Annotated in this window: 13 protein-coding genes; all 13 read right to left on the minus strand. The window is 41.5% G+C overall.

Annotation, left to right across the window (positions count from 1 at the left end):
* Positions 1-79: 79 nt before the first annotated feature.
* Positions 80-280 (minus strand): 50S ribosomal protein L35, encoded by a 201-nt coding sequence (rpmI, locus tag J7Q78_RS05040; protein WP_004265303.1) that lies wholly within the window; start codon positions 278-280, stop codon positions 80-82.
* 34 nt (positions 281-314) lie between these two features.
* A complete protein-coding gene (infC, locus tag J7Q78_RS05045; RefSeq protein ID WP_154242367.1) occupies positions 315-818 on the minus strand; it encodes a translation initiation factor IF-3 in 504 nt (167 codons plus the stop codon).
* 262 nt (positions 819-1,080) lie between these two features.
* Positions 1,081-2,184: a lactate oxidase gene (locus J7Q78_RS05050; protein WP_208422052.1), complete on the minus strand. Its 1,104-nt coding sequence runs from the start codon at positions 2,182-2,184 to the stop codon at positions 1,081-1,083.
* A gap of 138 nt (positions 2,185-2,322) precedes the next feature.
* Positions 2,323-4,290 (minus strand): threonine--tRNA ligase, encoded by a 1,968-nt coding sequence (thrS, locus tag J7Q78_RS05055; protein WP_154242368.1) that lies wholly within the window; start codon positions 4,288-4,290, stop codon positions 2,323-2,325.
* A gap of 312 nt (positions 4,291-4,602) precedes the next feature.
* Positions 4,603-5,523, minus strand: a complete 921-nt coding sequence (dnaI, locus tag J7Q78_RS05060) for a primosomal protein DnaI (protein WP_154242369.1) — start codon at positions 5,521-5,523, stop codon at positions 4,603-4,605.
* Entirely contained in the window at positions 5,523-6,905 is a 1,383-nt protein-coding gene (locus J7Q78_RS05065; RefSeq protein WP_208421942.1) for a replication initiation and membrane attachment family protein, read from the minus strand. The genes dnaI and J7Q78_RS05065 overlap by 1 nt, the downstream gene beginning before the upstream one ends.
* 17 nt (positions 6,906-6,922) lie before the next feature.
* The gene (gene nrdR, locus J7Q78_RS05070) at positions 6,923-7,396 is read right to left on the minus strand and encodes a transcriptional regulator NrdR (RefSeq protein WP_154242371.1); all 474 of its coding nucleotides are present in this window, start codon (positions 7,394-7,396) and stop codon (positions 6,923-6,925) included.
* A gap of 184 nt (positions 7,397-7,580) precedes the next feature.
* Positions 7,581-8,171 (minus strand): dephospho-CoA kinase, encoded by a 591-nt coding sequence (gene coaE, locus J7Q78_RS05075; protein ID WP_208421943.1) that lies wholly within the window; start codon positions 8,169-8,171, stop codon positions 7,581-7,583.
* Complete coding sequence (gene mutM, locus J7Q78_RS05080; RefSeq protein WP_208421944.1) at positions 8,168-9,007, minus strand: DNA-formamidopyrimidine glycosylase; 840 nt, start codon at positions 9,005-9,007, stop codon at positions 8,168-8,170. Before mutM ends, coaE begins: the two co-directional genes overlap by 4 nt.
* Positions 9,008-9,018: 11 nt before the next feature.
* Positions 9,019-11,679 carry a DNA polymerase I gene (gene polA, locus J7Q78_RS05085; RefSeq protein ID WP_208421945.1) on the minus strand — a complete coding sequence of 887 codons (2,661 nt, stop codon included), beginning with the start codon at positions 11,677-11,679 and terminating at the stop codon, positions 9,019-9,021.
* 129 nt (positions 11,680-11,808) lie between these two features.
* The gene (locus J7Q78_RS05090) at positions 11,809-12,300 is read right to left on the minus strand and encodes a MarR family winged helix-turn-helix transcriptional regulator (protein ID WP_154242375.1); all 492 of its coding nucleotides are present in this window, start codon (positions 12,298-12,300) and stop codon (positions 11,809-11,811) included.
* A gap of 255 nt (positions 12,301-12,555) precedes the next feature.
* Positions 12,556-13,617, minus strand: a complete 1,062-nt coding sequence (locus tag J7Q78_RS05095; RefSeq protein WP_154242376.1) for a 3D domain-containing protein — start codon at positions 13,615-13,617, stop codon at positions 12,556-12,558.
* A 231-nt stretch (positions 13,618-13,848) separates the two neighbouring features.
* Positions 13,849-14,322: an SsrA-binding protein SmpB gene (smpB, locus tag J7Q78_RS05100; RefSeq protein ID WP_154242377.1), complete on the minus strand. Its 474-nt coding sequence runs from the start codon at positions 14,320-14,322 to the stop codon at positions 13,849-13,851.
* Positions 14,323-14,326 lie beyond the last annotated feature (4 nt).

Below are 14,326 nucleotides of genomic sequence, written 5' to 3' on the forward strand. Positions count from 1 at the left end.
TTTCCTCCTTGAATAACAAACAACGTCAAAGCGTTGCTGTACTGATCTAATTTTTGCTTGAAGCCGAAAATGCTATGGCTTATTTAAGGCCTGATAACATTTGACGGATCCGTCTCATATCGCTATTAGAAACCATTCCAGATTTTCTTAATTGACGACGTTGTTTCTTAGTCTTGCCGTGGAAACGGTGACTTGTGTAGGCGTGACTGCGTTTTAGGCCGCCATTACCTGTACGTTTAAAACGTTTTGCTGAAGCACGGTGTGTCTTAAATTTTGGCATGATATTTCCTCCTAATAAATCAGAAACAGATTTTTTATTTTTGGTCCTTTAGCGGTTCTAACATTAAGAACATGCTACGGCCATCCATCTTAGGACGTGCTGTAACTTTAGCGATGTCCTCTGTTTCTTTAGCAAGTCTTTCCAATACACGCTGGCCAATTTCTTTATGCGTAATTGCGCGCCCCTTAAAACGAATAGAAGCTTTCACTTTATCGCCTTTGCTAAGGAACTTACGTGCATTGTTCAACTTAGTATTAAAATCATTTTGTTCAATTGTGGGACTAAGACGAACCTCTTTGAGGTTAATGGTTTTCTGCTTCTTACGAGCATCACGTTGTTTCTTTTGAAGCTCGAAACGGTACTTACCATAGTCCATAATACGAGCAACGGGTGGTTTGGCATTTGGTGAAACCAAAACAACATCCATATTAGCTCGATCAGCTAATGCAATCGCATCTTGAGTACTCTTAATACCAAGTTGTTCGCCATCTTGAGCAATCAAACGCAATTCTCGTGCACGAATCCCATCGTTAACCATCAAATCTTTTGCTATGACTCTTCACCTCCATAAAGTTTAGAGAGAAAATGCAGCTAAGTAACCAAAAAAGCGGCCCTCTCATAACAGAAAGGCCCGCTTGTTCGGTACTTAGTTCGTCCGAATTAGAAACTATCAGCCCAGAGACATCAAGTGTCTACTAAGGCGAGAAGCGGGAACTTCTGCTTTATTTCTCAACGAAAATAAGTATACGCGGTTGGGCATTTAAAGTCAAGAAAATCCCGCACATTAATTTAACGGATACTTAATTACCGTAGTGGTTATCGACTAAATGAGTCGCTTTCACTTCATCAATGTTGTGCGTGCCCGCTAATTGCATGACTAATTCTAATTCTTTTTGCAAATAGTTAAAGACGCTTTGCACCCCTTGTGATCCGCCAAGTGCTAATCCGTAAATAACTGGACGCCCAATTGCAACAATATCTGCTCCTTCAGCTAGCGCTTTGAAGACATGTTGACCACGGCGAACGCCGCTATCGAAGACAATTGGTGCCCGCTTATTAACAGCTTTAGCGACGATGTGTAAGGAATCAAAAGCTGCAGGCCCCCCATCTAATTGCCGGCCACCATGGTTTGAAACCCAAATTCCTTTAGCACCTGCTTGAAGTGCGATTTCAACGTCTTCTGCTGTTTGGATGCCTTTAACAAATACTGGTAAATGCGTGTATTCTGAAATAAATTCAACATCTTTAGGACTCAGACGTTGTTTAGCTGACTTATAAACGGCATCCATCGGCTGGCCCACACCCGTTTGGTAAGCTTCGACAATTGGTAATCCGACTGGGAATGTAAAATGATTGCGTTTATCGGTTTCGCGATTACCGCCAACTGTTGCATCAGCTGTTAAGACAATCGCCTTAACATTATGTGCCATCGCTTCGTCTAAAATCTTACGATTGATGTCGTTGTCTTTACTCATGTAAAGTTGGAACCATTGTGGTGCGCCATCGGCTGCGGTTGCCATATCATCGATACTTGCCGAGGCAAATGAACTCATCGTTAGGATTGAACCATAATTTGCTACCCCTTTAGCGGTTGCTGCTTCCCCTTTAGTATTCACTAACTTATGGGCTGCAACTGGGGCCATGATGATCGGGGATGTTAAGTGATCGCCAAAAATTTCAGTAGTTGTATCTGGATCTTCGATGTCTTGTAAAACACGTGGTGCGATGTATTTGTGATTAAATGCGGTAATGTTTTCGTTAATGGTATAAAGATCACCTGCACCACTGTAAATATAGCCAAAACCACCCTTAGGAACAACTTCACCGGCTTCTTTTTCCAAGTCATAGAGATTAATAATGTCTAATGGTTGCTCCGCTGAACCTGCTTGATATTTTTCCGTCATCATAAGAACGCCTCCCAATTAATCAGCGATTGAAATCGTTTACATATTTATTATACCGCTTTTTTAATTGTGCGCAATTAAAAAAATAAAAAAACGTCCGAAATGTCAAAATAACATTTCGGACGTTTTAATAACTGCTTATAGGTTTATTTTTTTATGATCTTTACCATCGCGACTGTAGTTCCCAACTTCAGCAACAATTGCATCAATAAACATATCTGAAGCTTCTTCGCTCGCCTTTTCTTCACCATATTTACGGACTGAGACCGTTGCATCAGCCACTTCTTGATCCCCAACAACTAATGTATAAGGAATCTTGCTTGTTTGGGCTTCACGAATCTTATAACCCATTTTTTCATTACGATCATCAATACGGACCCGTAACCCATGTTTAACCATGGCATCTTTAACGTTCTTTGCGTAGTCATAATGTAATTCATTCTTAACAGGAATAATCACCGCTTGGGTTGGTGCTAACCACGTTGGGAAAGCCCCCTTATAAATTTCTGTCAAATAAGCTGTGAAGCGTTCCATTGTTGAAACCAAACCACGGTGAATCATTACTGGACGGTGCATTTCGCCATCTTCACCAACGTATTGTAATTCAAACCGTTCTGGCAACATGAAATCTAACTGGATTGTTGAAAGTGTTTCTTCGTTGCCCATGGCCGTCTTCGTTTGAACATCCAATTTAGGTCCATAGAAGGCAGCTTCGCCTTCAGCTTCAACGTAATCTAAACCAAGATCATCCATAGCACCTTTTAACATCGTTTGTGCTTTATTCCACATTTCATCATCAGCATAGTACTTTTCGGTATTAGCAGGATCGCGGTAGCTCAAACGGAATGTATAATCGTTGATATTGAAGTCTGAATAAACTTCAATCATTAATTTCAAAATTGATTTGAATTCATCTTGAATTTGGTCAGGACGAACGAATGTATGTCCATCATTTAAAGTCATTTCACGCACCCGTTGTAACCCTGAAAGCGCACCTGATTTTTCATAGCGGTGCATCATCCCTAGTTCAGCTAACCGAATTGGTAATTCACGATATGAACGTGGGTGGTGTTTGTAAACTTGGATATGTGATGGGCAGTTCATTGGGCGTAATTCAAGCATTTCGCCATCGCCCATATCCATTGGTGGGAACATGTCCTCACGGTAGTGATCCCAGTGACCTGATTGTTTGTACAAATCTAAGTTCGCTAGAATTGGTGTGTAAACATGTTCATAACCATTGGCAACTTCTTTATCAATGATGTACCGTTCGATTGAACGTCGAATGGTAGCACCATTTGGCAACCAATAAGGCAAGCCCGCACCAACCTTAGGATCAACAAAGAATAAGTCTAATTGGTTCCCAATCACACGGTGATCACGTTCTTTAGCTTCTTGACGACGCTGTAAGTCAGCATCTAAGTCAGCTTGTTTGTTGTAAGCTGTTCCGTAAATCCGTTGTAACATCTTATTACTTGATTTACCTTGCCAATAAGCGCCGGCAACCGATAAGAGTTCAAAGACCTTAACGTCGCTCACTTTAGCTAGCATTGGTGCTAACCCAAAATCAGCAAAATCGCCTAATTTGTAAACTAAGACTTGGTCTGTTTCCATTTCATCTAATAATGCTAATTTGTAAGTTTGCCCAGCAAATAGTGCTTTAGCAGCAGCTTTGTCTAAGCTGACACGTTCGATTGCTCCGCCAGCTTGAATTAACTTGCTCATTGCTTTTTTAATGTCTGGTAAGTCGGTCACAGCTACTTGACCAGCTTCGTTTTCGGTATCATAGAAGAAGCCATCTTCAGTTGCATGTACTTCGCCGAATTGCATCTCGGGATAAGCACGGTTCAACGTTGCAGCTAAAACAAAGGCTGCCGTATTCCAAATTGCCATCAAATCGGTTGCTTTGTCATCTTTAGTGATGATTTCAATTGCCCCATCTTCTAAAATTGGTTGCTGTAAATCAACTAATTCACCGTTGAATTTACCGGCAATTGCCTTTTTAGCTAAGCTTGTACTAATTGATTTAGCAACATCTAAAAGACTTGTTGCTTGTTCAAATGCCTTTTGGGCACCATCTGGAAAAGTTAATTGAATCTCTGCCATTACTATCCACTCCTTCTAATTTGTCATCAACAATAAAAAAAGTCCCTGAGACGCACGAATTGTGCAGCTCAGGGACGAATTAATTTCGCGGTTCCACCCAGATTGAGACCCCAACATTTGGTTCTCCAACTTTAAGCGTCTATAACGGAAACGACCCGATCAGTTGTATTGCCTTTGAAAGTGGTCAATTAAATGGGGGTGAAAAACTTTCAGCTATGTTTTTCTCTCTGCGATGGTTCATTTAAAAGGTGTCTTTCATCATTGATTGATTCTATTAAAACACTTAATTGCTTTTTTAGCAAGCCTAAATTACTAAGGTTGTAGGCGACGATTTTGACCACCAACTTCAATTTCTTGCGCTAAATAGCGCACACGTTGCATGATGCGGGCCGCTTTAACCGGTTCGTCTCCTTGGTTGCTAGTCGTCAAATGTGTCTCTAATTCAGCCATTGTGAAGTTTGAACTGAAGAAGGTGGCGAGTTGTTCTTGCATTCGATATTGCAAAATAATGCCCAGTACTTCATCCCGAACCCATGCACTCATTGCATCAGCCCCAATATCATCAATCATTAGAATCGGGGCTTGCTTAACTACGTTGACCTTTTCAAGTACATTGTTTTGCCCGATCGCATTTTTCATCTCGACTGCAAATGTCGGGAAATGAATGAGGGTTGTTTCAAACCCAGATAACGCCAGTTCATTGGCAATTGCCCCTAGCAAGTAAGTTTTGCCGACACCAAATTGCCCACTGAGGTATAACGCTTGATGAAAATCATTTGGTGCTTGCCGATAAGCCCCGATAAACGCGGTAGCCTTAATCAATGCGTCAAAACGATTGGTTGGATCGTACGAATCAATCTTTGCCTGTTCAATATCCCGTGGCATATTGATTGACTTAACCCGTGCATGTAAGGCCGCTTGTTCACGCTCTTGTAGTAAACTCGCCGTAGGCTCATAACTGACATCGATAAAATGGTTATTTAAGACTAACTTAGGCGCATAGCCAGGTGCCAAAGTGGTTTGCCCATTGGCTAACTTTTTCTTTTCGATGACGTATTCGTAAATCTTAGCCGCACTCCGCGTCACCGTTTCTTGCGATAGGCGGTCTTTATTGGCTTGAATAAACGCTTGGACATCGGAATCATTCAAGGCATCTTCGACCAACTTATTAAACTGTTGGTTTAACTTCTGGCGATTCATGTAATCCGTTAAATCTTTACCCATATTTTCCATTATGATTCCCGCCCTTCACGAATTTTTTTCAAAGCCGCTTCTAGTTCATGTTGATGCTCAGGTGTGGTTGTTTCTTTCGGCGCTTGATAATCTGGTTTAGCCCATTTAGGCACTGGTTCTTTTTTAGCTTTGTTTTGATAACGTGTTTGGCGATTTTTTTGCACTTTCGCCGTTTGTTTAGTCTGGAAATCGCGGATTTGTAAAATCGCATCCGCTGCCGTCTTTACCCCTTGCTGGGCCCATTGATTCGCAATCCGATCAACTAACGCCTGCGTTAGCCCATCATATTGCGAAATAATGTAAACGACCAAAATATTGAGGACGTCATTGTTGAAGATGTAGCGGTTTTGTAAGTCTTTCAACGCCCGTATTTCATTTTTGGCGACAAAGCCGTGGTTTTTTTGTTTTAAATATTCGAGATAATCAACTGGTAAATAACCTTGACTCTCTGTTAGCCACTGCAATTCTTGTTCGTTAAAACCGGCTTTTTGCCATTCTTTTTGTAACTCGGCTAATGGTTTTTGGGTGGTGGTAGCGGTTGGCATTTGTCGGTTACTTTGACGCCGCGTATAGTTGTTTAAAACGTTTTGTTCGAGGGCTGCCATATTAATCGTACTGTCGGCAACATTCATCGTCAAGCCAATCAAGCGCGCTAAGTCCATCTCATCCAGGCCATAGAAATAATGGAGATTGAATAAGCCTTGCTCATTTTTGAGAATTTGATCAGTATCAATCTGATATTGCGCCGTTGCATCTTGTAACAGCTCCCAATCAAAAGTCCGTAACTCAACCGGCGTAAACTGCGGCGTCTTAGCGGCTTTTTGTTGATACATTGTCTTGGTTTCAGCTACACTACTTGGGGTAGTCGTCAATAAATCGTTTTGGACATGAAAAACGGTCAAGAAATTCTTAGTAACCTCTTGATAATCCTTAGCGTAAACCGGCCGTAACTTGAAATAATCGCGCAGTTCCACAAACCGTGTTTCGCGCACCGCTTCGAACAATGCCACACTTAGCAGATCATCGTTAAAAAAAGCTTGTGGTTGCAGTGGTGCATACAATTCATATACCAACTTACGCCCCGTTTTCTCGTTTTTTTGATACGTCCGCATCAAACCGAGTGCTTCCAATTTACTACGACTATCATAAAAAGCAGGTAAATCAACACTCAACAGATTTAACAACGTCGCATGTGTTTGAAAATGCTGTTCTGTTTCTTTCTTGGTTTGACTCCATAACAAAAGATAGAGACTGTAAGCAACAGCCCCCATCAATGGTTGATATAAGTAAGTGACGACTGTTTGATCGAAGTCGGTCAAATAGTTAGCTTTTGTCACTGAAAAACCGTCTTTTGGACTTAAAAATTCAAATGCATCTGACATCGGCTAACCCCTCTTCCTTAATTCGACTTCTTCGCCTTTTCTTTATTCATCATTTCTTGTAATTCACTCATAAAAACATTCATATCCTTGAATTCGCGGTAAACACTCGCAAAGCGAATATAGGCAATCTGATCAATATCGGGTAACAGGCGCATAACATATTCTCCTACCGCTTGTGAAGAGACTTCATTTTCACCCAATGAGCGAACCTTATTTTCAACTTCATCAACTACTTCAGTCATTTGCTCCATTGTAACGGGCCGTTTTTCAGCAGCACGAATCAGACCACGCAATAATTTATCGCGGTTGAATTCTTCGCGCGTACCATTTTTCTTGATAACCAACAATGGGGTTTGTTCCACTCGTTCGAACGTTGTAAACCGGAAACGGCAATTCTCACACTCACGGCGACGACGAATCACCCGCCCTTCATCCGTGGGGCGACTATCAATTACCCGCGAACTATTCTGATGACAATGTGGACATAGCATAATGACACCTTCTTATCTTTTGATTAATTCATTTCAAATTCAATCCATTTAAAAACAATTAGTATAACAGTAGTATACCATGCCAGGCAAGCAGGCTAAATAAAAAATGTATCAGACACAAGGCATTTCACCTTTGCCAAACAACAAAAGCGGTCGAACAGATTATCCTGTTTGACCGCTTTTGTTACTTTTTATGACACAACTGTTGTAGCAACTCTAAAACCTGCTGCCGCAACATTGCTGGTGTGCCTTGATTATCGATCACAAAATCCGCACGCGCTTTTTTAGCCGCCAAATCACATTGACTATCGATCCGCGCATTCGCCTGTTCTACGGTAATTTGATTACGTGCCATCAACCGTTTCAATTGCATTGCCCGTTCAACATAGACAACGGCAACGCCATCGCAGAACTGTTCGTAGTGCTGTTCATATAACAGCGGCACATCCAACACAACAAGGGGCGCAGCCGCTATTTGCATCTGGTGCTTAATGACCGTCAAAATAGCAGGACCAGTAATTGCATTTAACTGGGCCAAAGCCTCTGGGTTACCGAATACTTGCTGGGCCAACACAGGCCGATCAACTTGCCCATTTTTAACAACTGCTACTCCAAAAGCTGCTTGTAACTGGGCCTGTACCGCCTGATTAGTCGCCAATATCTGATGAGCGATTTGATCAGCATCAATTACTGGAACGCCCTGTTCTTTAAACAGTGCTGAAACCGTCGACTTGCCACTGGCAATGCCACCCGTCAAACCTAGAAAATACGTCATTGAACTGCTTCTTCCTTAATCTGGCAATGCGGGCAAAAATGCGTACCGCGCTGGGCTACTTTAATTTTCTCGATTGGTGTCTGACACCGATCACACGGTTGCCCTTTCTTACCGTAAACATGCAACATCTCCTGGAAGGCGCCCGCGTGGCCTGCTGCGTCCAAGAATGTATTGACCGTTGTCCCACCGTTATTGGTTGCCAGCTCTAACTCCGTAATGATTTCATCATGTAAGCGATCAGTTTCTGCTTTTGACAATAAATTCGCGGGTGTTTCTGGATGAATGCGACTCAACCACAGCGTTTCATCCACATAGATATTCCCAAGACCGGTTACAATTTTTTGGTCTAGCAACAGTGGTTTAATCGCTTTTTTATGTTTCTGCAATGCCTGATAAAAGGCGCCTTTTTTAAACGTTGCTGGGGTTGGTTCAACGCCTAAATCTTTCAACCCAGCGACAGTGTTTTCTTGCCCCGTTTCAATTAATAGCATTCGGCCAAACTTACGTGAATCAAGATACCGTAACTGCTGACCATCCGTAAACGTCCAAACCACATGCGTATGCTTAGTCATTGGTACCGATTGATCATCAACTTCATACTTACCTTCCATCCGCAAGTGACTCACAACGGTTAGGTTTTGATCAAAACGAATCAACAAATACTTGCCACGCCGATCAACACCGATAATCTGCCGACCAGTCAGGCCCTCAACGAACACATCGTCTGGATTACTGATAATTTTTGACCAACGAATCGTGATACTTTGAATTGTCTTACCGACTACTAATTGCGCCAGCCCGCGGCGTACATTTTCAACTTCTGGTAATTCTGGCATTTTCCGTCCCCTTATTTCTTAATGTCATACCAAGTGGGCCCGAAGCCACTTTCAACTTTAAGCGGCACCGCTAGTGAAACTGCAGAATCCATTACACTTGGCACTAATTTTTCTAATATTGGTATTTCTGATTCTGGTGCTTCAAAAATCAATTCATCATGCACTTGTAAGAGCATTTTTGCTTGTAAGCCTGCCTTTTTCAATTCAGCTTGCATTAAAATCATTGCCATCTTAATGATATCAGCGGCACTCCCTTGAATCGGGGTATTCATTGCTGTACGTTCCGCAAATGACCGCAGATTAAAGTTTTTAGCGTGAATATCTGGTAAATAACGGCGGCGATGGAAAAGCGTTTCAACGTAGCCTTCTTCACGCGCCTTTTTCACGATATCTTGCATGAATTGATGTACACCTGGATACTGTTCGAAGTACGCTTCAATAAAGCGCTTGGCTTCAGCCCTTGTAATCCCAATGTTTTGTGATAACCCATAGTCACTAATTCCGTAGACGATCCCGAAGTTCGTTGCTTTGGCTTGCCGCCGCATATCTGGCGTAACTTCGTCTGCACTAGATAGGCCGAAAATCTTCATCGCCGTATTCGCATGAATATCACGGTCTTCCTTGAATGCCTCTTGCATATTAGCATCCTTTGAAATATGGGCTAAAACCCGTAATTCAATTTGTGAATAATCAGAAGCAAACATCTGCCAACCTGGTTGACTTGGGACAAACGCTTGCCGAATTTTACGACCTTCTGCTAGCCGCACTGGAATATTTTGTAAGTTAGGATCAACCGATGACAAGCGCCCAGTCTGCGTCAAGGTTTGCAAATACCGGGTGTGTACCTTATTATCTTGATGAATTGATTTCAATAATCCTTCAACATACGTTGATTGAATCTTAGCAATTTGACGATAATCCAAAATGGTTTGCACGATTGGTGCCGCTTTTTTAAGTTGTTCTAAAACATCAACCGCCGTTGAATAGCCAGTCTTAGTTTTTTTAATCACGGGTAACCCCATCTTTTCGAATAAAATGACCCCTAATTGCTTGGGGGAATTGATATTAAACGTCTCACCAGCTTCTGCATAAATCTTTTCTTCCAAAATTTTAAGGGTTTGGCTGAACTCGCCGCCCATTTGTTGTAGCCGACTCGCATCGACCCGAACACCTGTGATTTCCATATCAGCCAGAACGAGCGCTAGGGGTAATTCCATATCGACGAATAAATCGAATTGTTGATGTTCTTTTAATTGTGCTGTGAGTTGTGGTGCTAATTTGTAAATAGCGGCTGCCTTTTGAATCAGGTGTTGATAGAGCACCGTTGAATCGACAGGGACTGCGCGTTTAGCGCCTTTCCCATAAACGGTTTCATCTGTTTGCACATTCTGATATTGATGCAGATTCGCAACCGTTCCAAGATCATTACTATTATTAGTCGTATTCAGTAAGTAAGACGCCAATAGTAAGTCAAATTGAACACCCGCTAAGTGAATTCCTAAGCGATTCGCGGCAACTTGATTACGTTTCACATCAAAAACCGCTTTTGGCCGCTTCGCATCCTCTAACCACGTTTTTAAAACCGGTTCTGTTAAGAGCGTCACATCGTCGCTAACATACCAATGGTCTGGCCGGCCGATATAAAAACCAATCAGGTCGGCCGTATGGTAATTGTCGGTTAACATTTCGATGCCAAACGCAACGTTTTCCGTCGTTGTCACGACATCGGCGATATTATCAAGAGTTAACACCGTAAATTGATAGTCTTCGGTGGCAGTCGATGCCACCGGAGCAACATCTAATTGGCTTAGAAATGATTTGAAATTCATTTCTTGATAAAAAGCAACTAAGGCAGCCATATCTGGCCCGTTATAGACCACATCGTCTAAACCAATCGTAATGGGAGCATCACGTTTAATAGTTGCCAATGTCTTACTCATGAAGGCTAAGTCACGATCTTCAATCAAATGTTCTTTCAGTTTACTCTTTTTCATTTCATCGACATGTTCATAGACCCCTTCAATACTGCCAAATTCCGTAATCAATTTAAGGGCGGTCTTTTCACCGACCTTGGTCACTCCAGGATAATTGTCAGAAGTATCACCCATCAATCCTTTTAAATCGATAATTTGACTTGGCGCTAAACCGAGTTTGGCTTGAACGTGTTCAGGAGTATACGCTTCAATTTCATTGACGCCTTTGACAGTGATGTTGACCGTTGTCTGGTCAGTCGTCAATTGGGTTAGGTCACGATCGCCGGTAACAATATCGACTGTAAACCCATCAGTTTCTGCTTGCTTAGCGAGCGTGCCGATGATATCGTCCGCTTCAAAATTGGCGAGTTCATAAGACTGAATCCCATAGGCTGTCAAGAGTTCTTTGATATAGGGAAACTGTTCCGTTAATTCAGGTGGCGTTTTAGAACGGCTTCCTTTGTAGTCGGCAAACTGTTCGGTTCTAAAAGTTGTTTTACCCGCATCAAAAGCAACTAACACGTGCGTTGGTTCAATTTTTTTCAAAATAATATCCAACATATTCTTAAAGGCGTAAATTGCATTAGTGTGCAACCCCGCCTGATTGGTGAAATGATCTAAAGCTTGATGCATTGCGAAGAATGCTCGAAATGCAACACTATTGCCGTCGACTAATAATAATTTCTTTTGAGAACCCATATTGTTCCTCCTACATTCGTAAAGTGGCTAGCTCTATTCTAACAAAGAAAGTGACGCGCGTCATTATGCGCGACCGTTGGCAAGCGCATAAAAAAAGACCGCAATAATGCTTGCAGCCTTTTGTAACGTTTATTTTGCTTCTGGGCGCTCCATGTTCATTGATGCCATCCGACCAAAGATTTTCTTACTTTGGTCGATTGTTGCGTCAACAGTATCTTGGCCAATTTCATTTTGTAAATCCTTGTACAAGTCGACGTAATAGGTTAAGAGGTGACGATAAACTTCCAAACCCTTTTCGGTTAAATGAACACGCCGAATGCGTTGGTCATTTTCGTCAGATTGTTCCGCAATAAAGGCCATCTTACGTAGTGAGCGACATTGACGTGAAATCGCTGAACGACTCACTTGCATTTTATCTGCCAAAGCACTGTTGGTTGTTTCATTATTAGCATTTTGAATCTCATGCATCACTAAAAATTGATCAAAAGATAAACCGTACTTTTGACTTTCCCGACTCATGGAATCGCTTAAATTGTTAATTAACCACCGGTATAAACCTGCGAATTCCATAAAATCTGCTGAGGTGCTACCGATTAAATCGGTGTTATTATTTGTATCCATTTCTATTCCTCCTACATACTGAAACTCATCAATCATTAACCAATGATAAGTTTCACGCACACATTATTCAGTACTTCGACTTAAAGCGATATCAATAGTCTATAGTATTAAATTATATATTTCAACTAGCTTTCCCGGATAATTATCAACAATAATCATTAAGAGTTGTCGTAACAACCTTTATTAAATATTATTTATTTTACCCTAATAATCTTTTAGGTAAAAAAACAGCCTTGACCAAGGCTGTTTTTAAGCTTATTTAATAATTGTGATTGTAATATGCCGACGGCCCCAACTCTTACATTGCGCAACAGTCGGGAAATGCACATCAATAATATGGCCTTTAATCGCGCCACCTGTGTCACCAGCAATTGCATACCCGTAACCAGGGACTAAGACAAGTGACCCTAACGGAATAACGCTCGGATCAACGGCAATACAGTTCGGATTTTTAGTTAAATCAATCCCAGTAGCACCAAAATGACTTAATCCAGCTTGAGCAGTTGAATAAGCAGTCGCTTGTACTTGAATCGTTTGACCGGCCTTACCATCAGCAGCGCTTGCTAAAGCTGCTTGTTGAGCACTTGAATCCGCAGCTGGTGCAACTGATGCTTGTGCTGCTTCATCGGCCGCTTTTTTAGCTGCTTCAGCCGCTTTAGCTTCAGCTTCTTCCCGTGCTTGTTCTGCCGCTTTTTCTTTAGCAATTTTGGCAAGATTTGCTTGGCTTTGACTTAAATTATTCTTTAACCCAGCCACTTGTTGTTCCAGTTCAGCAGATTGCTGATCTAAACTACTACGCTGTTCATCAAGTTCCGTTTTGCTAGCTTGTAACTTACTTTGAATCGCTTGTGTGTCGCGGTAACTCTGTGCTAATTCGTCCATGTTATGGTTATCCGCACTTTGAAGAATGGTTAATGTGTAAGCCCGGTTGAAGAAATCGCTCAAAGAATCAGCTGACAATAGTGCGTTGACAACATTGCGGTCATCAGCTGTCCGTTGAAGTGATTGTAAGCGTTCCTTAGCATAACTTTTGCGTTTGGCTAATGTTGCTTGTTGCTTTTTTAAAAGCGTTTGTGATCGTTCAATATTTTTTTCGTTATCCTTAATCTTTTCCTTTAAGGCGTTAATTTCTTGATACTTCGCATTCACACTTGTTAAAGTAGCTTGAATCTTCGAATTCGTATCATTAATACTTTTTTGGGTACTGCTTTCTTGGGCTTGTAATTCACTCAAACTGGCAGCACTAACAGATGTGCCCATCGTAACCATTGCAACTAAACCGGTAACAACAGCTAACGCTAGTTTTCTAAATCGCATCTTGTTAAACTCCTCCATTCATAACTCAGATTTGATTATACGCAACAATCCCCTTAAGAAGATTTCAGATCAATGACGTTATATTACAGTTTGAAGACATTTATAATTTTTGTGTAATAAAACCGTGTTTGTAACCGTTAACAAATCAAATACTGCCAATAAAAAAGGCTAACACAAAATAAAATTTGTGATAGCCTTTTTAACTTCCTGCTTAAATTTTTAATTAGCACGCTAACCTTTAAGCCGAACCGCGCGCGCCATTTCCCGATCTTGTTCTTTTCGTTTAAGTGTTTCACGCTTATCGTATTCCCGTTTACCTTCGCCAACGCCGATTAAAACTTTGGCAAAACCATGTTTTAAATAAACCCGTAACGGCACAATGGTAATCCCTTTATTCTTTGTCAAGGCACCAATTTTTGCAATTTCCTTCTTGTGCAACAATAGCTTTCGATTGCGCAATGGGTCATGATTGAACTGATTACCTTGTTCGTAAGGGCTAATATGGACGTTTTCGAGATAGGCTTCCCCTTTACGCACCCGGGCGAACCCGTCACGTAAATTAATTTTGCCCTTACGGACCGATTTGATCTCGGTACCAGTGAGCACTAAGCCTGCTTCGAATGTTTCCAAAATATTATAATCGTGACCAGCTTTTTTATTCTGTGCAATTAAGTTCGCTGGTTTTTGAGGATGTTTCTTTGCCATTCAA

The sequence above is a fragment of the Latilactobacillus fragifolii genome (genome assembly GCF_905332535.1).
Classification (GTDB): domain Bacteria; phylum Bacillota; class Bacilli; order Lactobacillales; family Lactobacillaceae; genus Latilactobacillus; species Latilactobacillus fragifolii.